Genomic DNA, 21633 nt, shown 5'->3' on the forward strand with positions numbered 1-21633 from the left:
TTGCATCGGGGCGTAGATAGCCCCAAATCCTGATCCCTTGAGCTTCTTTACTGTAGGGAAGCCGATACTTATGCAGTTGCGCCTCAATATAATCTGTAAAATCCGTGGTCTTTTCCGGCAGCAATCTGCCGCGGTGCTCTCTTTTCAGCGGATCAATTTCAAGCCACTCAATCCCCTCGCAAATAGCGAGTAACTCGTCCCACCACACTGGCGTAAAACCAGGGTTTGGCTCAACATCTTCCAGCAGCTTATAACGCACATGGGGCACAAAGTCCGGCGACTCGTGAAGCGCCTGCTCAAGCTGACGCCATTTAGTCAGGTTCATCACTGAGGTTAATTGATGTTGATTGAGGTACACCAAGATGTCTGCATTCATTGCGATGAGTGTGCTCCCTGTGAGAAAAAATCCATAAGTGGCGTAATCTTAGCTTAAGCGAGGATGTACTTACAGCGACTTAGCTTGAATTTCAAGTACGCTATAGTCCGTTAATATAGCCAATTAAGTAAGTGATGAATTAAGTAAGTGAATCAAAGTAAAAAGCCTGCAACAGCAGGCTTTTGATATTTAAAGAAAGAGGCTAACGCTTAACGGTACGTCAGTGTCGTCGTATCCGTTAATTTATCATTATCTTTAACGGTTAATTCGACGGTATGCTCTCCGCGGCGCGCCAGACGCAGTACTACAGGACCATTGGCGCGGGTGCCATTATCAAACTTCCACTTATGCTGCTTAATCACCCCATCGGTGTCATAGCTAGTCGAAATAAACATATCGACCAGCCATAGATTGATGCGCTGAATTTGGGCAACGGGTGGTTTCTTCACATTTTCAACCACCACTGACACCATTTGCGAGCTGCTATGGCTTAAGCCGTCATTGTCCGTTACGGTTAACGTCACTAGATAATCACCACTTTGCGCATAAGTGTGTGATACCGCCTCTCCAATACCTTGACTATTATCGCCAAAGTCCCACTGAGTAGAAACGATTTGGCCGTCGCTATCAATGGAGGTTGACCTCAGTTGCACACTCGCACCATTCACAAGCTGAGTGAAGCTGGCTTCAGGAGCTACGTTTTCCGCTTCGAGCAGGAGTGAAATCACCACAGGATCATGGTCAGATGATCGATAAGCATCACTAGCGTACAAGTCTTGCACCTGCGCAGGGGTCTTAAACTCTTCGTTGTAATCTAACACCCGTGGCTCGTCGGTATTGATATGCCACTCAGTCACATCTAGGACTTTATCCACTAACGCAGCATTCGCGAGCGCATGGTCTAACTGTCCCGATTCACCCGAGAATACATAGGAATAAGGATTAGCTTTTTCAAGTTTGGCGAACAACTCACTAAAGCCAGCGTTAGCCAATGCCATCAGCGGGTCTTCCTTGGCGTAGGAGTTTAAGTCACCAATCAGCAGTACACCTTGCTCAGGATATTGCGCGGCAATCCACTGCCCTGCCGCCGTTGCTGCGCGGGTACGGGTAATATTGCAGTTACCTTGGCCATCGTTCATATCTGGATCGCCAGCACACTCACTGCCCTTAGATTTCAAGTGATTAACCGCAACCACCACGCTTTCCTCACTGCCGTTTAGCGCGAAGGCTTGAGTCAACATAGGGCGATTTTTGCTGTCGTCGAACAGCGGCGGCGCGGCGTCATCTAAGGGAGAGTTAGCGCTTGATAAAATACGCGCATCACCCTGAGGGCTCACTTTGTCACTGCGATAAATTAAACCGACGGTAATCGCATCCGTACCTATCGCACTTAAGCTGCTGCCATTGACCTTTGGAATAACATAAGCATAGCGATTTTCACCCACGGCGGCATTGAGGCCCGCCACGAGATCGGCAATCGCCGAGTTGGCGCCAAAGCCATCGTTCTCGATTTCCATCAGACCAAACACATCGGCACTGATCCCCACCATAGCGCTGACAATCTTCGCTTTTTGACGCTCAAACTCACTCAGGGTATTGGCACCGCGCGCAGTGGGGAAACCGCCGCCCTGTCCATCGCCATTAAAGTAGTTCAGTACGTTAAAGCTGGCGACTTTCAGGTTGCCGCCTTCGGCAAGCACTGGTAATTGTGGACGAGGATTTTCCGCTACAAAATTAACGGGCTCAGTCGGCATAATGCGATAAAGATTAAAGCCATAGTGCATAACACCAGTAAGGCTCGTGGCTTTATCACCCACACGCACAGTGTTCGATGCGCTTAAACCTGGCGCAGGGAAAATAACCGGATCAGGGTTCTGCGCCGTTAAGCCATCGTCGAGTAAAATACTGTCTTTGAGATTGGCCGCCGTGACGGCTAAAGCATCGGCACCTGGCGCAGCGACTTGTGTCCCAATAAAGTGACGGCTGCTACCGAGTGAAATTTCACCATAGCGGCCCAAATTGTAGACTTCGTTCACGACCAGATCTTGGCTAAAGCGTACGCGCATGCCTTCAAAGGGCTCAAAATCATCGCTTGAGTTGACGGGTAAAGTTACTACCGCGGCACTCGGCAAAGCTTGTCCTGCAACGCAAAGTTTATGATCGGCAACGGTAGTCAGTTCCGTTAAGCCTTGATATTCAGTGACTTTAGCCTTTAAACGTACACGGTCGCCCGCCACGTAACCCGTAGGCGCATTACCGGTATAAACAAACACCCCTTCAGAAGTTTGTGGATCGTTATCGGCTTCGTTGTCGGCCATTTGCACGAAGATGCCCTTTAGGCCAGCTTCTTGGTTACTCACCACAATGGCTTCTACCACTAAGGTTTGTCCGTTTAACGGACTGACATTGGTCGAACCTTGCAGAGCATGGATAGGCGTTGAGGCTTCACCACAGGCTAATGAACTCGGTGGCGGCTCAACAGGATCGGTAGGTGTGCCTGCACTGAACTTACCCAAATCCGAGATATCGTCTTTGGCAAAACCTAACCATGTATTAAAGGTGACAGCATCATCAATAATAGGATCGGCGATTAACTGATCGGGATTGCGGCGTAGCGTGTTGTCCTGGGTCGATAAATCACCACTGCCCCATTCACTGCCTGGATCGACACCCACTTGGCCTAAGCTATCAATCACTTGGTCTTGATAGGTCAGCACAATGGCATCATCACCATTGAAAAAACTCGCGCTGCTTTGTTGATTCGTCACCGCCAGAATATCGGCCGATGCGTCGTTATCAGCGACAACATAAGTTGCCCCTGCCGCTAAGGTGCCATTCAGGGTGATAGTCGTGCCCACATTTGTGCTGCCATTAAAATAGAAGCGCAATTGATACTGGCTTAAGTCGATGCTGTTGGCGGTTGGGTTGTACAGCTCAATGGCTTTGTTATTGCCGCTGCCTTCAACATATTCAGAAATAATTAGATTATCGGCAGCATGAGCAACGCCACAGATGCTACTGATGGCTAACGCCAACAGCGTTTTGTTATTAAACATAATGACCCCTAAAAGTATCTTTTATATTGATATTTGAGTTTATGATTGACCATTTTACGAAGCATTCAGCTTCGAAAACTGACGATACTATAGGGAACAAAGGTTACAAATTAGTTGCACTTAAGTTGCAACTTAAGATGGATATTTAGGCAACGATTTAGCGGATTGTACTAGGAAAAATAGCGAAGATGGCGAGCCTAACTCACCATCTTGTTAACATCCATTACGGTTTCCCGTTATAGCGGTTGCAGCTGCTCATCGAGCAGCGTCACCAACAACAACTCTCCCCGTTCGCTGACTCTAAACTCGCCGTATTTGGCTTGGCTGAAGTGGTCAGCTTGGCCCTCTTCAAAGAAAAAACTATTTGAGGCCAGCTTTACCCTATGATTGCGCAGGCGAAAATCTACCGTGAGTTGATCGGCGGCTTTGGGCTGGTCACGGTAAATACCGACAAAGTGCGCCACTTTTTGCGAATCGAGAGTCAACAGTAGTTGCCCCTGCGTCATCCCCTCAGGCAACGCGGCGCGTACCTCCTGTGCAATGGCATATTCCAAGGCCATATAATCCCCCTGCATAATCGAGCGAGGATCCACTGGCGCTAAGGCAAAACGCACCACTTTGCCATCTTGCAATAACTGCTCAAACTGGGCGATTCGCCAATTCACCATCGTCAGCAAGACCACCACAGTAACAACAACCAATAATAGGACTCTTCGGTGGCTGTTCGCTAAACACAACATAGCCGTCCCCATTACACATGCTCCTCTAACTCAGCTTGTGCGTCTGAGATAGGAAAGTAACGCCACATCACTAATCTCGCGGCAAGCAGTAACAATCCTAATCCCATCAAATACAGCGACTTAAGCATCAGCGTTGTCTCTAATGAATAATAATAACCACCAGCAAAAACCAACCCTGAAGCAATACCCATTCCCTTCAACCAAGACTCATTTGCATAGTGCCCCAACAAGATGAGCCACACAGCTGTCGATAAACCCTGCATGGGTAAAGACAGTGCAGTAATCAGCACTAGGCCTAAAAACGCAAACAACCCACTGGGGGCGATGAGTGAGATTTGCCATTGGTTAAACAGACTAACGAGTAGGAAACCACAAAGAGTAAATACTACGAGTAAATGACTAACTGCCATTCCCGACTGCCAACCGGATATAAATAACGCCTCGAAGATCCTATCCATACTGAAGACATGTATTAGTTGTATGGAGAGCAAAAGTGAAGCAGCACCATAGACCAACATCCTCGCCCTCTGATAGTGATATCCTGTGCGATGGATATTTAATAGCACCACACTCAGTAACGACACCAGCAAAGTCGGTGTTAAGTTGAGTAAATGCCACTCAGCCAACAGCCCCGTCAAACAGGCTAATAAACAGAATGCAAATACCCATTGAGCAACCTTGTGTTTTATCATGCCCCAAAGCAACAGAAACAAAGCGGCCATACTCAGATACCAAGCAAGATTAAAGGTATCGCCGAGCAAATCAAACAGTCCCCAAGCAAGGGCAAGCGTACCGCTTAAACATGAGGCAAAGGCAAATTGCTGTAAAAAGTGCTGTTGGCGCCCGCCCCAATACAAGGCGAGTCCTAAGCCTAAATAGATACAACCGATAAACAGAGCGGCTCCCCCTTCGAATCGCCCCCATACACTATCGAAAAGTGACGCCATAAAGCCCAATAAAAACCAGGCGGCAATCCAAGCTGCAAAGGCTTGCATCAACGCAATATACCAAGGTATTTCATGGGATTGGGGCCGTTCTGGTGCGTTCACTTCGCCCTTTGCATACAAACTATTCCAAAGCGTTTGCGCCGCTGAAGCACCAGGATCTTGAGTCGAATCAGTGAGGGGGTTATTCATGACTCAGCTCCTCTCCTACGAGGGATATTGGCGTCATTTCGGCGCTAAATTGCCGTTGTAATCGTATTAACACAGTACTCAAGCCGGTACTTGCCAAAATAATATAAAGCCCAATCAATAAAAAGCCGCCTATAGGATCGCTATTCTTAAACAGCAGTTCGGTTAATAGCGCAGCACCCACAGCAATCAAACTAAAACCGCCCAAAGCCAACGGATAAATCTGTAATAATCTGTGCCTGAACCACCAGAATCCCAATAACAAATGAATAAAGTAACCAGCCCACACACCTACAAGTAGTGGCTTAGAATCACTGGGTTCAAAAATCATCCAACAGAGCAATAAGGTAAAACAGCCCATGGCCACAAGTGAACTCGCATACTGCATAAGTGGTGCATGCCAGCGATTGCTCTGGCTTTTTCCCATAAAAACAAAAACATAATAGATAGTCAGATTAATTGCCGCAAAGACAAATAACCAAATCTGTTCATCCAAAAGGTAGGATGCGGTATCAGCAAAGAGTCCAAGGCTTAAATTAACTAACCCGAGTAATAACAACCATAAGCCATCAAAACCTGCCACCCAAGCTAAGGGGATAATGGCTAATGCCCACAACGCAAATAGCTGCCAAGGATCCGCTCCCGTTTGATAGGTCTGGCCCACCAAGGCTAAAAGTCCACCAATTAACATACTCACCACTAACAGTGCCACGTTTGCAAGCGTGGCACCAAAAAGATGATGATGGGCATCAACTTGCCTCAACATGCTGCGGTAATACAGCCAAACAAAGCACACAAGGCTAATCAATAGCACGGCTTCAATCAGGGCAAATTTGCTTATTCTGTCTAGGGACTGCCAATTGTAAGCAAAAAAGAAAATAATCCCCGTCACTAGGCTTAACGCCCCCGCCCACTGAAGCAAAAGGGATAATAACCGCTGCCAACTGAGAGAGTTGGGCGACACCAATACGCTGCGAAACAACTCATTTGCCTGCGCCCGAGTAATATGTCCTTGCTCCAGCCACTCATAAACTTGAGAAGTAAGATTGCGCAATATGAAACTTCCTTATTTTTGATACTGACTCACACAAAATACGCATTTAACCAACTTAAGTGCAATAATTAATTGTATTAACTTGTCTCTGTTAAAGATAAGCTTAAGACTTCACGATAAACAGGATAACTTATGCGACTAGCTGTATTACTGAATTTACTATTAGGCCTAGTGTTGAATTTATTCAGTGTTGCAACTGCAGGTCCCCTTTCTCCCGCTCAGACAAAACCCGTTATTCGTGTTGGGGGCTATCAATTTGCTCCCTATGTCAATTTACAGAGCGATGGCCGTTATACAGGCTTAACGCTTGATCTCATCAACGCCCTCAACCAAATTCAGCAAGAAATCAGCTTTGAATTTGTCTCCACCAGCATAGAGCATAGATATAAAGCCTATGCAGCTGGAAGATTCGATATGATCATGTTTGAAAATCCACGCTGGGGGTGGGAAAAACTTAATACAGCATTTATCCCCCTACATATCCATGATGGCGAAGTCTTTATCGCCTTGAAGGAAAAAGTAAAAGATCCTCAGTTTTTTGCTCTGTTCAAAGAGCGAACGCTAGCATTAGTTAAAGGCTACCACTATCGCTTTGCCAACTTCGAAACCGATCCTGCAGTGCTTGAACAAAACTACAAGGTCGTTTTTGTAAACAGCAATAAAGCATCCATTGAAACCGTACTTCGAAAGCGCGCAGAAATTGCCCCAGTGACCATTTCCTACCTCAATTTTTACCTCGCTTCAAATCCGCAAGATCAACAACTCTATGTATCAAATCAATGGGATCAACATTATTATCATGGCGTGTTAATCAATCCACATTCGAAACTACACCCAGATAAACTCAACATTTGGTTACAGCAATTGCAGCAAAACGGCAAACTCACAGAGCTCGTGCGCCAATATGGATTAAAGCTCGCCAGCGAACACAATAGTGCAGGACAAATCACACACTAAGATGTATTGACAGCAATTTAGTGAGCACTATGGTGCCTAAAAGACAATATTTAATCTCGAGCCCTCGTGCGAACTCGATATTGATAAAACGGATTAGTGCAATGCTCCCAACAACGCAAATAATGATACCAACAACAGGCTCAATGCCATGATATATAAACTAAACCTCTTCTCGGGTGGACCAAGTTTGGCTATATGACAATGCCAAATAGCAAAAATACCGTAATTTAAACCGATAAATAGTAATAAACTGTAGGCATACATACGAGGAACGACACCTAGCGCGCAAGCAAATAAGCAGAGGCTCGTTGTGATGAAAAAGCCCATTTGGCAATAGAATAAACTAAGTAACACTTGCTTATTCAATTGAGCAATATTGGCTCCCTGAAGCATGGCTATAATCTGTAATCTTCCTTGCGATAGGTAATAAATACAAATCATCAAGCTCAATAACGCCGCCACCAATATAGTTAACTGCATAATATTTCCCCTCCTCTGATGCTCTTCAAGAATTGAGAATAGTGCATCTGATTGCGTTAACTGTAAGACCAGCTTAAGCCTAGTTACATTTCGTAAGGGTATGAGATGGATTTAAATCGAGTCGCAGGAATATTATTGAGAGACAAAAATAAAGGAGCCTTATGGCTCCTTTATCATTGATAATATGGCATAAATCAGTGATGACAATGTTCATCATGAACGTGATCATCGTCCATAAACTCATCATCGCCGTCTTGGTGTTGCATCACACCCCAACCATCGGTCATGCCGCCAAACTCGGCCGCAAAATCATTGAGAATGGTTTCTTGCTCAACCAAGTCATCGTAGTCTGGCACCATGTTGATGCATACGATGATTTCCCACTTGCCTAGCTCATCATTCAAATTCAGCTCAACTTCACCTTCGAGATCCGAATTGGCTAATTCTTCAAGTGCAGTTTCAGCATCACGCTGATCATCAAAAACTAAAAAGAAATCAACATCGAGGGCTTTAGTAAGGTCAATTCCGGCTTCAGCCATTGCGGCCAGCATTTTGCCATTATCGTCGTCTGGAAATTGCATATCCTACTCCACAGTATCAGGCTTATTCAGCCGCAATGATTTGAACCGATTCACCGTTAAAACTGACAATATCACCCGCAACGACTTTTTTACGTTTGCGGGTTTCTACTTCGCCATTGACGGTAACCAAACCTTCATCAATAACATGCTTCGCTTCGCCACCGGCATTCGACATGCCTTGTACCTTTAATACTTTGTACAATTCAATAAAATCTTCGCCGGGATGCAAAACTAACTGATTAATTTGCGTCACTTAAATACGCCTCAAAAAATAAACCTGCGGCATTATAGCAGCATGTCCATTGCGATGCAGATAATTTAACTTATCTTTGCCTTTCATCGGCGAGCAGGCCATAGGCGCATTCATCTAGCCACTCATCGCCTATCTTAAAATGCTGCCTAAATACGCCTTCGAGTTGAAAACCACATTTTTCCATCACTCGTGCCGAACCTATATTGTCTTTGGCGCAGTATCCGACGAATTTATGTATTGATAAGCTCAAACAGGCCCAATCGATGACAGCTTGCAAACTCTCAGTGGCATAGCCTTTGCCTTGTCCCGCGTGCGCCAGCAAATAACCGACCTCAGCACGTTGTTCCTCCCCACTTTGGCAATGAAGACCGGTTAAACCGATAAACTCGCAGGTATCAAGGGTTTCAATCACCAGCGTAAGCCAATTGCCAGAGGTATAGTCCCAGGTGACTGAGCGCTGCTCAAACTTTTGCCGGATCACTTCGGGAGCTTCAGGATTACGCACGTAGCGATTGATGTCAGGATCTTGGTGTAATGCCAAAAAGTGTGGCCAATCCTGCTCTTGTAAACAGCGAAGTCTTAATCTGTCGGTATAGAGTTCAAGCATAGCGGCTCCCCAATGGATGGACGAACTAAAAAAAATGGCAGCTAAACGCTGCCATTGCCTCGGCAAGAAGACGATTAACCGCGGCTGGTGACTTCGAGTAAGTGGTAACCAAACTGGGTTTTAACTGGACCTTGAACCACGTTTAATGGCGCACTAAATACCACTTCATCAAACTCACGCACCATCATGCCTGGGCCGAATGAACCTAATTCACCACCTTGAGCGCCCGATGGGCATGAAGAATGAGCGCGCGCGATTTGCGCAAAATCAGCACCGTCGAGGATCTGTTGTTTAAGTGCTTGGCACTGCTCTTCACTGCTGACTAACAAATGTCTTGCTGTAGCCTGAACCATGATAAAACTCCCTGAATAATGCTGAGACATTTGCCCCAAATATCATATGGTTCCCGTTTTTATGACTGAAAACGAGATGTGAATGTTGAGTATAAAAACATTATGTTTAATTAAAAAGCTTTAAACCGCACCGTTATCAATTTTGTTATCGATAACGGTGCTGCATAATCGACTCCGTGTTAAGCCTTAGTCGCCGCTATCCAGCGATCAATTTTCTGTTCCATCACCGCCATAGGTAGTGAGCCAGAAGTCAGAATCTGATCATGGAAAGCCTTAAGATCAAACTTATCACCTAGGGCTTTTTCAGCACGCTCACGTAGGGCAAGAATTTTTAGTTGACCCACTTTATAAGACAATGCTTGGCCAGGAATTGCCATATAACGTTCGACTTCGGCAATAATATCCGACTCGGCCATGGGCGAATTGTCCTTCATGTATTGAATCGCTTGTTCGCGACTCCAGCCTTTGGCATGTAATCCCGTATCCACCACCAAACGCATCGCACGCAGCATTTCGTCTGAAAGCTTACCAAAGTACTGATAAGGGTCGCTAAAGAGCCCCATTTCGATGCCTAAGTATTCAGCATACAGCGCCCAGCCCTCTTCAAACGCAGTATAACCGCTGAAGCGTTGAAACTCAGGTACACCCGTTAACTCTTGCTTAATGGCGATTTGGAAATGGTGACCAGGTGCCGCTTCATGCAGTGACAGTGTCGTCATGCCCCATTTCGGCTGAGCTTTCAAGTTGTAGGTGTTGATATAAAACACCCCTGGACGGCTCCCATCTACAGCTGGTGATTCATAGGATGCGCCCGCAGCCGATTGCTCTCTAAAGCTTTCAACCGGTTTAACCACATAGTCGGCCTTTGGCATTACATTAAAATACTGTGGCAATACTTGGTTAATCTTATCTTTCAACACCATATAACCATCGATTAAGCCTTGGCGATCGCCATAGAAGTATTGTGGCTCAGACGATAAAGAGGCAAAAAAAGCTTTTAAGTCACCTTTAAAACCCACTTGCTCACGGACTTTGTCCATCTCAGAAAGGATTCGTGCGACCTCATTCAGACCAATTTGATGAATTTCATCCACTGGCATGGTTGTGGTGGTATGAGAATTGGCTAAATGCTGATACCAAGCTTTACCATTTGGTAGACCAGACCAACCATCCGTTGCACGGGACTTAGGCAAATAAGTCTGCTTAAAGTAATCGCGCAGCCCCGCTAATGCAGGCACTAAACGCTCATTAATCATCGCCTGATAACTTGCTGTTAGCTCAGCTTTGTCTTGATCCGAAAAACCTTCTGGGAAGTGATTAATCGGTGAATAGAAAATACTTTGGCTGGCATCGGTCGTCAGCATAGCATCTAACTGTGGAATAATACGCTCTACCAGCACTCGAGGAAGTACAACCTTACTTGCAATCCCCTCATCCATACGCTGTTGAGCAAGCTGGATCCACTGAATGAAACCATTCACACGCTGTTCCCAATTGCGGTAATCTTGAACGGTATTAAAAGGCTGAGCACTTTCACCACTTCCTAGCTGCACCATAGTTATAACAGTACTGTAAAACTGGCTGATAGGCATAAAGCGTGACGGATAGGTTTCATCAACTAACGCTATTTCACGATCATAAACAAACAACGAATAACTTAATTGCAGATCCGCTGGTAATTGCTCAACATCAATAGCCTTAACTTGTGCTAGATAGCGAGTATTTAGATCGTGTCGAGCCTTAAGATACTCTTCAGTTAAATCACCACCAAACTGCGCATTGTAGTCATTAACACCCACAAAAGTGGCGTAAATAGGCTCAAGCTTCAAGTAGTCTTTAAAATAGGCATCGACGAGTGCAACATAACGCGACTCAGCCGTTTGGTTTTCTGCTTGAGTCGCTGGGGTCTGCGTTGCCCCTTCCTGTGTAACAATTTTTGTTTCAGGCTTTGAGCATCCCTGTAGGGCTAGCACTAAGGCTATCGTTCCCGCAACTACATTTAATTTCATTTTTTATATTTCTCCTTTTACGTCCGAGATAGCCAGACTCTTCCTATACTTACTGAAAAGTCTACTTACGGGATTATTCTATGATCTACTCATTTCGTAACTCAGGTTTTAGAGATCCAGAAACAGGGGTTTACAACCAAACTTATTTCATGGAAGTCTTTAACCGAGAATGGCATAGGCATATACGAGAACAGCAAAGCTTGGCGCTATTGTATCTGTGCCCTCACATTCATGAAACCGTTAAACAACCGCATTTACTCGAATTTTTTACTAAACAAGTACAAGAAGCACTGCTAAGAGCAACAGATTTAATTGCTAGATTAGACCACAATTATTTTGCCTTAGGATTATTCAATATTGATGAAGCTGGTACCGAAGTTGTTCTTAATCGAATAGCAGATCATATTCAAGAATTTAATCAAGAGGTTGGCAAAACTCATAAGCTAAAAATTGACTACAAACTCGCAGCTTGCCTTTGCTTACCGACTCAAGAACAAAAAATTGAATCTATATTCAATAATGTTTCCAAACTTTCACAAGAGCTTGAACGTAAACAACAGCAATCCCAGGCATTAGTAAAGCTTCAATAAACAAAAAGCCCCTTTCGGGGCTTTTTAGATCTACCTAGCAAATTAGATGAATTACAGTTCGACGTTATGCATACGAGCTTTCTCTTTGATGTAAGAGATGTAGCTGTTTGCACTCTTCTCTGTCTTCTTATCTTTCGCAGCTAATACAGCACGATTATAAGCAGACTTATACTGTTTCAAACTAAGATGAGCTAAAGCCAGCTCGAAGTTTGCTTCACCGGGATGTTCAATACCTAAAGAGATTGCTTTTTCAAGCACTGGAATCGCTTCATTATATTTCTCACCCAAGCTCAGTAAACGACCTTGCTTCAGATAAAGCTTACCATCGTTGCTGATTGCAGCAGCTTTACCATAAAAGTCAGCGGCTTCTTTAAACTCTTTCGCATTTTGGTAAAAACCAGCCAAAATTTCATAAGATTTAGCATCTTGTGTGATTAAGCCCGACTTCATATGCTTCTCAAAAACTTTCGCTGCTTGGTATGGCGCACCCTTCTGAGCCATCAGCTGAGCTAAACGAGTAATGTTAGCCCCAGTTTCTAAGAAACCATTACGATATGCCAAGTCATAAGTCGCTAGCGCTTTATCATAGTCTTCGACCATTAGATAAAATTGTGCGAGCTGAACCCATAATCTGCCGTCATCCGGAAATAACGGTACCATGACTTCTAACACACCAACGGCTTTCTTATATTGCTTCTGGTTAAAGTAAGACGTTAACTTCATCTGATACAGACCTTTATCAGGTGACTCAGCAAGTGAAAGGCCTTTATCAGCCACTTCAATTACTTTATCCCACTGCTTAAGCTCTGTATGTGCAATACCAATGCGACGGTACATCTGAGAATCAGCCTTACAGGTAAAATCCATCCATTTGTAATAGTATGGAATTGCTTCCTTAAACTTTTTCTCTTGTAACAACAAATCGGCGTAAAGGCGCAATGTTGCAGCGTGATCGGTACCACCTAAAATATCAGCTTCAACAGCTTGTTTTAGGTACTTGATCGCGGTATCCATCTTGCCTTTTTCGGCATAGAAGTTTCCTAGCATACGCGCAACATAGGCTTTATCGAAATCATTCTTTGGGTTTGCTTCTAACAAAACGGCAATAGCTTCATCAACTTGACCATTTGTATAAGCTTCAAAGGATTTCTGCACCTTTTTCGCAGCACTCTCACCGACCGCTTTAGATTGACGAGTATCAACCTCACACTTTTCAGCTGCAATAGCAGAAGAAACAGATAACGCCCCTCCACAAAGGGAAAATAATAACGCAACTGCGATTTTATTAGCATTACGCATTATTAATTGCCTCCTTTGTCTAAAGTGAAGTCAAGTTGTACTGTCATACCAGGTTGTTTAAGTGGCTTGCCATCAACAATCTTTGGTTTGTACTTCCACTTTTTCAGTGCTCGTATTGCTTCTTTATCAAATAAACGTTTAGGTTCTGCTTGAATAACTTCAACGTCATCAACACCACCTAACTCGTTAATGGTAAAACGTAATTGCACCCAACCTTCTTTACCATCACGAGCGGCTGCGATTGGATATTGTGGCTCGATACGAACGATTGGTGTTGCATCGCCGTCGCGAGTCATCATATTACCCAGTTTAAAACCACCTGCACTGTGACCACCAGCTTCAACGCCTCCCATATTGAACGACATAGACGTATCAATATTTGATGAAGTATCTGGTGGCGCAGTTTGAGGTTTCTCAGGCTGTGCTGGTGGTGGTGGCGGTTTAGGCACTACCCTTGGCTTATTCTGTGCTTTTGCATCCTGTCTATCCATGGTGATTTCAATTACAGGGGTCTCGGCCGATGTTTCAGCGCGCTGCGCCCCACCACCGACCAAGAACGCCATAAAAGCGAACAGACCAAAAGTCACAGCAGCACCAATAATGATTGATACTAGTGCTCTTAGCATATTAATCGTTCCCCGCAGATACCGAAATCTTATCTATACCAGCCGCTTTGACTTGGTCTAGAACTTTAACAACTAAGCCGTGCATTGCGTCTTTATCAGCCTGAATAAGCACTGCTGCTTCAGGCGCTTCAGCTAACATACGCTCAACGTTTGCTGTTACACGTTCGATATCAACCTGACGGTTTTCCATCATGATAACGCCAGTTTTGCTGACGCCAATGAAGATGTTAGCCGAAGGCTTTGAAGTCGCTTGTGATGCTTTGGGTTTGTTATAATCCAAACCAGATGGCTTCACGAATGACGTTGTTACAATGAAGAAGATCAGCATGATGAACACGATGTCGAGCATCGGTGTCATATCAATTTGCGCTTCCTCGTCTATACTGGAATGCTTTTTACGTGCCATGTTCAATCTCTCTCTAGTGGTGCGGCATGCTGTCTTTTAGCTTTTCTAAGCTGATTTTCATTTTGGCATCAAGGCGAGTACTGAAGAATACTCCCGATAATGCCGCAACCATTCCCGCCATAGTGGGCATTGTTGCCATTGAAATACCAGCCGCCATTAAACGAGCATTACTCGTCCCCTGAACTGCCATCACATCGAACACTGAAATCATACCGGTAACAGTACCTAATAAACCTATCATAGGGCAAATCGCTACTAAGGTTTTAATGATCAGCATACGTGCATTCAAATCTTGCTTCGCTTGGGACAGCCAAGCTTCACGGATACGGTGTGCATACCAAGAGGTAGTTTCCTCTCTAGCATCCCATGCAGCTATGATTGCTTTATGTTGCTTTGGTGATATCCAATTTAGATACCAGTAACGTTCAAGCATCAATACCCACATTAAGAACAGCACAAACGCAACTAACCAGAGGACGTCGCCTCCGGAGGCCATGAAGCCCCTGACGGAATCCCATATGTCCATCAGGTGAATCATCATTAGTCAGCCCTCTTCTCAGCATGTGCTGCGATGATACCCGCACTTTGCTCTTCTAAAACTTGTACAATGGCTTTGCTACGTGCAACGACAATAGCATGCATTAACATTAGAGGCAGAGCCGCAACCAGACCTTGAACCGTTGTTACCAGCGCCATTGAAATACCGCCAGCCATCAGTTTTGGATCGCCAGTACCAAACAATTGGATACTTTGGAAAGTTGCAATCATACCAGTTACTGTACCCAATAGACCCATCATAGGAGCAATCGCGGCCAATACTTTAATGATTGAAATGCGAGATTCTAGTGCAGGCGTTTCTTTCAGAATCGCTTCATCAAGTTTCAACTCTAACGTTTCAACATCAACGTCTTTGTTTTCTTGATACACTTTCAGGATACGGCCAAGAGCGTTGTTACCTGGTTTATCAACATTCTTACGTTGGCTATTCACACGGGCGCCAATGATAGTCATGGTCACTAAACGTTCAATAGAGATCAACAGACCTAACGCTAACAAAATCATAATGATATAGCCGATTGTACCACCAGATTCAATACGGTCTTCCATACTTGCTTTGTTAGTGAAGATGTTTAACAGCACGCCACGAGCAGGGTCGATGTAGAATGGTGCAGAACCAGAAGCGGTTTGTTCCCATTTACCAACAGCACTGACTTGGTAACCTTCTGGCTGTTGTGATAACTCTTGAATCAGACCCAATTCAGGATTGTAAACAACATATTTGCCATCAGCCGTTAGGTTATAAGCACCGATACGGTGGATAGTGGTATTTTTTACACTACCATCAATCGCTGTCACAGAACCTTCGAATTTAACAACCTTACCAGCTTGTACCATTTCGAATAACTGTTCTTGCCAGAATTGCTCTAACTCTTCAATTTTTGGTAACTGCTTACGTGCACCTAAATCAGCAACAAATTTGTCACGATTAGGATATTGAGCACTGACGTTTGAACTCGCTAATTTACCAGCGAAATCACCCGCTTCACCTTTAACCACACCGAACATCTCACCCAAGTCACCTTGAGCAGTTTTCAGGTCTTCTTCTAACTGGGCGATTTTGCGCTCATTATCTAAGAAGGCTTGGTTTAAATCTTTACCGCGTTGTTTTTCAGCCGCCAAAGCGTCTTTTTCACGCTTCAATAAAGCCGCTTTATCGCCACGCTCAGCTTGGAACTCTTGCTCACGCTTGCTGTTAACTTTGCCTTCAGCAGCGCGATCAACTTTAACTTGCTGCAATAATTGGTCGATGGTCTTAGGTGCATCAGCAGCGCTAGCCATACCAGCAGTTAAAGAAAAACTTGCAGCTAATACAGCTGTAGTAATTAACTTCTTCATTATTGTGCAGTCTCCGCAGCAGGAATTGGTAATGCGAATAGATCTAGAGCGCCTTGTTTACGGGCAATGCGGATACCTTTAGTCAGTTCACGCAGATAGCTGTCATCTAACTTATCCCAACCCTTAGTTTCTGGGTTGTACATCCAGCCAGTCTTTTGATCTAAGCTTTGTGCATACAGAGCAACACGACCCAAGTTAAAGAAGTCTACTAATACTTCTTTACCATCTAAGGTCAATTTACCTTGGTTAACTGCAACAGCACTACCATACTCACGCTCGATGCTGTACGCATCCAGGATCAAACGGTATTTTTCAGCTAAAGTCACTTCTGCTGTGTTTAAAAGTGTTTTTAACTCTTTAACACGGTTAGCACGGACTTCAGAGTTGAATGGCAAGTCTAATTGAACGAATTGTTCTAAAGACTCAACCATTTTAAACATTAAAGGCACAACGCCCTGACGCAGTTTATCTACGCCATTAATGTCATTTTGAACTGCGTCCATTGTTTTTTGTTGATCAGCAACCAAGCTGGCAACGTAATCGTTATAGGACTTCAGTGACTCACGCTCATCAGCAACTGAACCATACTCAAAAAGCATGTCTTGTGCTTGATCGAAATACTTATCAACGTTCTTTTGCGACGCAGCAGCATCAGCATGGATCATACTATCCGCTTTCTGCACGTCGGTAAGAGGATCTGCAACTACTAAGTTGCTGCTCGCTAATGCCAGCACGCCAACAAGTGCAGTAGCGATTTTTGTTCTATTGCTTACCTTGGACATAGTTCCCAACCAATTTGAAGTGAATAAAAAAGTTAACTTACCAGCAACATCACTTTAAGCAAGACTTACTTTAGGAAATGCTTACCGTAAGCTCATCTTTCTCTTGTGATTCTTAGTTTTTTCTTCCCTTTCCTATGCCCTTACAGGCATAGACCCGCTGGCATCATTTCACAAAATGTTGACCTGTGTCAACATTCCGAAGATGTAAAAAATGAGTGTAAAGAAGTCTTACTTATGAATTTTTTACAAAAGGCGTTTTTTTAATCAAAACTAAAGTTAAAACACTTTTAGACAGCAAACTAATTTGAGGAAGTTTAGATAAAGTATGTTAATACTCGCTCAAAATCACAGAAAGAAGTTCTATTTTCCGGCATTTTTTTACCCAAAAATATTGAACTTATAGCCCTACAAGGGCTAGGTTCTTTCGACAAATAGAACCCCATCACACCGGATGGGAATATGTATAAATTAGTAGAAGTGTTTTATGACGTCGATGATTTTTGTGCTGTATTTATTCCTGAATGGAAAAAACACTTTTGAACCATGGCACACGCAAGCGTTAACGTGCTTGCGTACGACTATGAGCGAAGTGATGACCATCATACTTTTTAGATGCCCATCACCGTGATTTCAATAACTTCCACATCGGCTACCTAGCAAATTTTTACAAATCCACTTTTCCTAACTTACACAGCTATAGCCGCTTTCTTGAGATGATGCCGACTACGTTAGTACCGCTTGGTAGAGTTACTTTGCCAGTCTCAAAAGTGAACCTACTGGCATTGAATTTGTTGATTCAACCAGCATTAAAGTGTGTTATAGATTATCTATTAGTTGCCATAAACCTTGGAGGGACTGGCGAGCAGAGGAAAAAGTACTATGGGTTATGAGTGAGATCATAACATTTCTTATTAGGTGGCCAAATTCAGTGTGCCACTACAGGCGGACTAGGAGCGACCAAAGTGACCTCTGCTAATAAATATGACATAAAACCAGTGAAAGAGATGGCGCACAGCGGTATGAATAAACGCTAGGCAGAAGAGGCTATATCAGTAAAGCATTTATCCGCAGAATTACTGGTGAAAGGCGTTACACTGGTGACAAACCTTCGTAAGAATATGAAAGCAAAGTCGATGTCATTGTGGGATAGAACTATGCTGTCGAGACGTTCCATCATAGAAACACTCAACGACCATACGACCATACGACCATACGACCATACGACCATACGACCAGTTAAAAATATATCTCAAATAGAGGACACTAGACACAGCAGCGTGCATGGTTGTAAGTAAAATTTGATTGCGGGGCTCATCGCATATCAATTGAAAGACAATAAGCCACAACTGAATCTCACTAATACGAAGTTTAATGCTATTGCAGTTGTGGTTTTTTAAACCTATAGTAATTTAACTTATTGAATACATTACAGCATAACTAAAAGTAGTACAGGTTAGGCTGCAAAAAGTCAAATAATCTACAATGCACCTTTTCCAATATTCTTTTCAAAAAAAGCGAGCATTTCAGAATAAAGAGCTTCGCGATTATCGACTTGATAAAAGCCATGCCCCTCTTCTTTTACCATCCATTTGTATGGCTTACCTATTTTGTCCAGTGCCTTCTTTAAATTGTGCGCATGCACAATCGGCACACGCACATCCTTTTCTCCATGTACAATAAATAAGTCTGCCTTAATTTTATCCACATGTTCAACAGGAGAAATAGACTTAAGGTAATCAGCCCCCTCTCCAACATGAGTCTTCAAATAACCCATTATAGATTTACTGCGACTGGCATCCGAACCATCACCATTGAAAAATAAATTCATGTCATAGACGCCTACATAACCGACACTGCATTTATACAGGTCTGGTTCTTTAATCACACCCCACAACGCGGCATAACCACCGTAACTTCCACCATAAATACAAATCCGACTTGCGTCAGCAATGCCTTGTTTGATCGCCCAATGGGTGGCGTCGGTCACATCATCTTGCATTGCCTTACCCCATTGTAAGCGACCCCGTTTTTCAAAATCTTCACCATAACCGCCTGAGCCACGATAATTCACCTGTAAGGTAGCATAACCTCGGTTTGCAAAAAATTGAGCTTCAGGATTGAAACGCCACTCATCATAGACGCCGAAAGGGCCACCATGTACATTAACAATCAAAGGTAAATTTTTATCTTGATTGACCGGCAAGGTTAACAGGCCATGGATATCAATACCGTCACGGCTTTTAAAGGATATCAGTGACATCTGCGCTAAAGGTTTATTTTCAAGCTTGGGTAAACGTGACGCTAAATAACGCGCTTTTTTAGTCTTGCTATCATAAAGATAAAGTTGCCCTGGATTGCGGTCACTGCTAACGCTAAAAATAGCGAACTGACCATTTTTTGAAAATGAGGTGATCACCACACGCTCGCCTGGAAACGAATTATTTAGTCCCGCAAGTAACAACGCATCAGGGTTTTTAGCTTCCAAGTAATCGTATTCTAAAGGAGCAGAAATATAATTTAAGGCTAATAATTCACCATCATGTCCATAAAAAACTGTATCCAAATCAGAATCAGAATGCCGACTAATTAAAGACACTTTTTTAGTATCAAAATCGTACGAAAATAACCCTATAGTATCATTCTTAGCAAGATCATAATTAGATGAGAAATAAGCTTTACGATTATCGGCAGAAAAACCGATTGGATTGAAGAAAGGCTTATCCCTTTTAGTATCTAAAGCCAACTTTTGCCAACTACCGCCGTCCAAAAAATGTAAATAGGTATAGTCATCATCAAATGACTCATCATTTTCACCTTCAACATTTTCGACTGCTAATCGGATAATACCAGCGTTATCAGCCATGAGTTTAGATATCACACCTTTTGGCTGTTGATTCAAAAACTTATCAGAGGCTTTGTTGATATTTAATTTAAAAGCCCGCATACCATCATCTTCAGCCCAATGATATTTACCGATTAAGATGTTATCAGGGTCATCAGGCAGCAAATTCAAAATAGTATAAACAGACATGCCAGACTTAAAGATTAAATCTCTTTTTTTGCCATCGATATTAGCAGCGTACAAATCAACTTGATTACCGCGTAAACTCATTAAGTTACCTTTAATTTCGGTGACTTCCATCAGCACCCGGTTATCATTAGCCCAGTAAAAACCTACCACATGCTTATTTTCACCAAAGGTAAAACTACTTAAAATTTTGGACTTATCTAAGTCCATTACCGCCAAACGCACTTCGCTCCCTTCTTCATAGGTAAAGGCAACATTTTTGCCGTTTGGCGATATTTTCATCCAAACTACTTGGGAATTTTCAAAAAAACTCCTTACCGGAAGCTGTTCCACGCAAACAGCTACATTAGAAAACAACGTTAGTACTAACCAAAAAAATCCTTTTTTCATTTTACTTTACCTTTACCTAAGTTAACTTTTTAAATGTTTATGTCAGTTCAATTTGTTTACTTCAAGAAGAGCCCCAAACATCTGCCCATCTATTGCTACATTTTCCCAACTATATTTGACCTGAAAGTTAGAAAGTAATTGTTCTATCACATGCTGACGTCCAGCAGTCAATGTAGCCTTAATTTGATCCATCAATCGTAATCTATACAAGGCTAATTGTGTTAGATAATCCTCTAATAGTGCAGGACTCTTAGGTGTCAGCTCATAAAGTAGGGGCACAATTGATGCTATAAATTGCTGACACCATTTTGCTGTTACTTCATCGCCAAAATGGCCTTGCAACTGTTTGAACTGTTGGAATAATGCACGATTCAATTGATTAAATTCTTCGCTAGATTTGATATTTATCCCTTGTAGAATAAGTGCTGCTGCTAACTCAAGTAACTTTTTTATATTCAAAAAGATATTTGATTCAACCATGAAGAGATCTAACACCCGCAAGCCGATGGATGAATCAGCCACAATAGCAGAATCCTGATGATGCATCATCGCCACAAACTTACCATTGGTTTTTAAGACTCGAATACATTCTGGCAAAGCAAGTTCAAGATTGGCATATTCAATTGCAAACTGACTACAAACTAGATCAAAAGAATCATTTGCATAAGGCAAATCCTCTGCAAGAGTATTACCCTGAAATTTTATTTGCGATATTGCAGCATTTATAGCCTTATCTTCATACATATTCACTAATGGATTGATATCAGCTGCATCGATTGCATGTATATTCCATTGATAATTTAACGATCTGCCATATTGATAGCAGAGTACCGCTAATCCACCATTACCCGTACCAATATCCAATAGGCTAGCATTACGAGCTAAATGCTTTAAGTGCGCTTGCCATAAGCATTCAAGCTCACCGTAATAGCCTAAAGCACTTTGCCCCTCGGCGAAACTATTTAACGCCGTAGTGTTCTGCCAATATTGCGTCCATTGTTCCATAACTCACCATAG

At 43.2% G+C, this 21633-nt stretch carries 21 protein-coding genes and 1 pseudogene; 3 read left to right on the forward strand and 19 right to left on the reverse strand.

Going from position 1 to position 21633, the window contains the following annotated elements:
- From L976_RS08950 to L976_RS08970, 5 genes are all read right to left on the reverse strand, one after another.
- On the reverse strand, positions 1-376 hold a 376-nt coding region (locus L976_RS08950; RefSeq protein ID WP_052184062.1), incomplete at its 3' end, for a DUF6678 family protein.
- 209 nt (positions 377-585) lie between these two features.
- Positions 586-3432, reverse strand: coding sequence for an ExeM/NucH family extracellular endonuclease (locus tag L976_RS08955; protein WP_047536155.1), 2847 nt, complete (start codon positions 3430-3432; stop codon positions 586-588).
- Positions 3433-3668: 236 nt separating this feature from the next.
- Positions 3669-4184, reverse strand: a complete 516-nt coding sequence (locus L976_RS08960; RefSeq protein WP_047536158.1) for a GDYXXLXY domain-containing protein — start codon at positions 4182-4184, stop codon at positions 3669-3671.
- Complete coding sequence (locus tag L976_RS08965) at positions 4184-5308, reverse strand: DUF4401 domain-containing protein (RefSeq protein ID WP_047536161.1); 1125 nt, start codon at positions 5306-5308, stop codon at positions 4184-4186. Before L976_RS08965 ends, L976_RS08960 begins: the two co-directional genes overlap by 1 nt.
- Positions 5301-6359 (reverse strand): DUF2157 domain-containing protein, encoded by a 1059-nt coding sequence (locus tag L976_RS08970; protein WP_047536164.1) that lies wholly within the window; start codon positions 6357-6359, stop codon positions 5301-5303. Before L976_RS08970 ends, L976_RS08965 begins: the two co-directional genes overlap by 8 nt.
- Before the next feature lie 132 nt (positions 6360-6491).
- Here L976_RS08970 and L976_RS08975 point away from each other — a divergent pair, with 132 nt between their 5' ends.
- Positions 6492-7316: a transporter substrate-binding domain-containing protein gene (locus L976_RS08975; RefSeq protein WP_047536170.1), complete on the forward strand. Its 825-nt coding sequence runs from the start codon at positions 6492-6494 to the stop codon at positions 7314-7316.
- A gap of 93 nt (positions 7317-7409) precedes the next feature.
- Here L976_RS08975 and L976_RS08980 read toward each other — a convergent pair whose 3' ends face one another.
- From L976_RS08980 to L976_RS09005, 6 genes are all read right to left on the reverse strand, one after another.
- Positions 7410-7796 (reverse strand): hypothetical protein, encoded by a 387-nt coding sequence (locus tag L976_RS08980; RefSeq protein WP_047536173.1) that lies wholly within the window; start codon positions 7794-7796, stop codon positions 7410-7412.
- A gap of 194 nt (positions 7797-7990) precedes the next feature.
- Positions 7991-8377: a ribonuclease E inhibitor RraB gene (locus tag L976_RS08985; protein ID WP_037417296.1), complete on the reverse strand. Its 387-nt coding sequence runs from the start codon at positions 8375-8377 to the stop codon at positions 7991-7993.
- A gap of 22 nt (positions 8378-8399) precedes the next feature.
- The gene (locus tag L976_RS08990; RefSeq protein ID WP_037417290.1) at positions 8400-8630 is read right to left on the reverse strand and encodes an RNA-binding S4 domain-containing protein; all 231 of its coding nucleotides are present in this window, start codon (positions 8628-8630) and stop codon (positions 8400-8402) included.
- Between the two features lie 70 nt (positions 8631-8700).
- Entirely contained in the window at positions 8701-9237 is a 537-nt protein-coding gene (locus L976_RS08995; RefSeq protein ID WP_047536175.1) for a GNAT family N-acetyltransferase, read from the reverse strand.
- Between the two features lie 74 nt (positions 9238-9311).
- Positions 9312-9590, reverse strand: coding sequence for a peptidylprolyl isomerase (locus tag L976_RS09000; RefSeq protein ID WP_011623210.1), 279 nt, complete (start codon positions 9588-9590; stop codon positions 9312-9314).
- Between the two features lie 179 nt (positions 9591-9769).
- Entirely contained in the window at positions 9770-11599 is a 1830-nt protein-coding gene (locus L976_RS09005; protein ID WP_047536179.1) for a DUF885 domain-containing protein, read from the reverse strand.
- Between the two features lie 80 nt (positions 11600-11679).
- Here L976_RS09005 and L976_RS09010 point away from each other — a divergent pair, with 80 nt between their 5' ends.
- Positions 11680-12189 carry a diguanylate cyclase domain-containing protein gene (locus tag L976_RS09010; RefSeq protein WP_047536182.1) on the forward strand — a complete coding sequence of 170 codons (510 nt, stop codon included), beginning with the start codon at positions 11680-11682 and terminating at the stop codon, positions 12187-12189.
- Positions 12190-12240: 51 nt separating this feature from the next.
- Here L976_RS09010 and L976_RS09015 read toward each other — a convergent pair whose 3' ends face one another.
- From L976_RS09015 to L976_RS09040, 6 genes are read right to left on the reverse strand one after another with little or no spacing between them, the layout of a single operon-like run.
- Positions 12241-13488, reverse strand: a complete 1248-nt coding sequence (locus L976_RS09015) for a tetratricopeptide repeat protein (protein WP_047536189.1) — start codon at positions 13486-13488, stop codon at positions 12241-12243.
- A gap of 2 nt (positions 13489-13490) precedes the next feature.
- Positions 13491-14114 carry an energy transducer TonB gene (locus L976_RS09020; protein ID WP_037417276.1) on the reverse strand — a complete coding sequence of 208 codons (624 nt, stop codon included), beginning with the start codon at positions 14112-14114 and terminating at the stop codon, positions 13491-13493.
- A gap of 1 nt (position 14115) precedes the next feature.
- The gene (locus L976_RS09025) at positions 14116-14520 is read right to left on the reverse strand and encodes an ExbD/TolR family protein (RefSeq protein ID WP_006081158.1); all 405 of its coding nucleotides are present in this window, start codon (positions 14518-14520) and stop codon (positions 14116-14118) included.
- Between the two features lie 13 nt (positions 14521-14533).
- Positions 14534-15061, reverse strand: coding sequence for a MotA/TolQ/ExbB proton channel family protein (locus L976_RS09030; protein WP_081990911.1), 528 nt, complete (start codon positions 15059-15061; stop codon positions 14534-14536).
- Positions 15061-16416, reverse strand: coding sequence for a MotA/TolQ/ExbB proton channel family protein (locus L976_RS09035; RefSeq protein ID WP_037417269.1), 1356 nt, complete (start codon positions 16414-16416; stop codon positions 15061-15063). Before L976_RS09035 ends, L976_RS09030 begins: the two co-directional genes overlap by 1 nt.
- A complete protein-coding gene (locus tag L976_RS09040) occupies positions 16416-17198 on the reverse strand; it encodes a DUF3450 domain-containing protein (RefSeq protein WP_037417266.1) in 783 nt (260 codons plus the stop codon). Before L976_RS09040 ends, L976_RS09035 begins: the two co-directional genes overlap by 1 nt.
- A 459-nt stretch (positions 17199-17657) precedes the next feature.
- Between L976_RS09040 and L976_RS23505 the strand changes: the two are divergent.
- Positions 17658-18595, forward strand: a pseudogene (locus L976_RS23505) (transposase).
- Positions 18596-18675: 80 nt separating this feature from the next.
- Here L976_RS23505 and L976_RS09045 read toward each other — a convergent pair.
- Together L976_RS09045 and L976_RS22330 are read right to left on the reverse strand one after the other, a co-directional pair.
- Positions 18676-20616: a S9 family peptidase gene (locus L976_RS09045; RefSeq protein WP_047536201.1), complete on the reverse strand. Its 1941-nt coding sequence runs from the start codon at positions 20614-20616 to the stop codon at positions 18676-18678.
- Positions 20617-20658: 42 nt separating this feature from the next.
- The gene (locus L976_RS22330; protein ID WP_052183985.1) at positions 20659-21621 is read right to left on the reverse strand and encodes a class I SAM-dependent methyltransferase; all 963 of its coding nucleotides are present in this window, start codon (positions 21619-21621) and stop codon (positions 20659-20661) included.
- Between the last annotated feature and the right edge of the window lie 12 nt (positions 21622-21633).

Source organism: Shewanella sp. ZOR0012, from assembly GCF_000798835.1.
GTDB lineage: Bacteria > Pseudomonadota > Gammaproteobacteria > Enterobacterales > Shewanellaceae > Shewanella > Shewanella xiamenensis.

Coding starts and splice junctions, on each gene's coding strand:
- L976_RS08955 (WP_047536155.1), bottom strand. CDS start 3,432: ATGTTTAATAACAAAACGCTGTTGGCGTTAGCCATCAGTAGCATCTGT.
- L976_RS08960 (WP_047536158.1), bottom strand. CDS start 4,184: ATGGGGACGGCTATGTTGTGTTTAGCGAACAGCCACCGAAGAGTCCTA.
- L976_RS08965 (WP_047536161.1), bottom strand. CDS start 5,308: ATGAATAACCCCCTCACTGATTCGACTCAAGATCCTGGTGCTTCAGCG.
- L976_RS08975 (WP_047536170.1), top strand. CDS start 6,492: ATGCGACTAGCTGTATTACTGAATTTACTATTAGGCCTAGTGTTGAAT.
- L976_RS08980 (WP_047536173.1), bottom strand. CDS start 7,796: ATGCAGTTAACTATATTGGTGGCGGCGTTATTGAGCTTGATGATTTGT.
- L976_RS08985 (WP_037417296.1), bottom strand. CDS start 8,377: ATGCAATTTCCAGACGACGATAATGGCAAAATGCTGGCCGCAATGGCT.
- L976_RS08995 (WP_047536175.1), bottom strand. CDS start 9,237: ATGCTTGAACTCTATACCGACAGATTAAGACTTCGCTGTTTACAAGAG.
- L976_RS09000 (WP_011623210.1), bottom strand. CDS start 9,590: ATGGTTCAGGCTACAGCAAGACATTTGTTAGTCAGCAGTGAAGAGCAG.
- L976_RS09005 (WP_047536179.1), bottom strand. CDS start 11,599: ATGAAATTAAATGTAGTTGCGGGAACGATAGCCTTAGTGCTAGCCCTA.
- L976_RS09010 (WP_047536182.1), top strand. CDS start 11,680: ATGATCTACTCATTTCGTAACTCAGGTTTTAGAGATCCAGAAACAGGG.
- L976_RS09015 (WP_047536189.1), bottom strand. CDS start 13,488: ATGCGTAATGCTAATAAAATCGCAGTTGCGTTATTATTTTCCCTTTGT.
- L976_RS09020 (WP_037417276.1), bottom strand. CDS start 14,114: ATGCTAAGAGCACTAGTATCAATCATTATTGGTGCTGCTGTGACTTTT.
- L976_RS09025 (WP_006081158.1), bottom strand. CDS start 14,520: ATGGCACGTAAAAAGCATTCCAGTATAGACGAGGAAGCGCAAATTGAT.
- L976_RS09030 (WP_081990911.1), bottom strand. CDS start 15,061: ATGATGATTCACCTGATGGACATATGGGATTCCGTCAGGGGCTTCATG.
- L976_RS09035 (WP_037417269.1), bottom strand. CDS start 16,416: ATGAAGAAGTTAATTACTACAGCTGTATTAGCTGCAAGTTTTTCTTTA.
- L976_RS09040 (WP_037417266.1), bottom strand. CDS start 17,198: ATGTCCAAGGTAAGCAATAGAACAAAAATCGCTACTGCACTTGTTGGC.
- L976_RS09045 (WP_047536201.1), bottom strand. CDS start 20,616: ATGAAAAAAGGATTTTTTTGGTTAGTACTAACGTTGTTTTCTAATGTA.
- L976_RS22330 (WP_052183985.1), bottom strand. CDS start 21,621: ATGGAACAATGGACGCAATATTGGCAGAACACTACGGCGTTAAATAGT.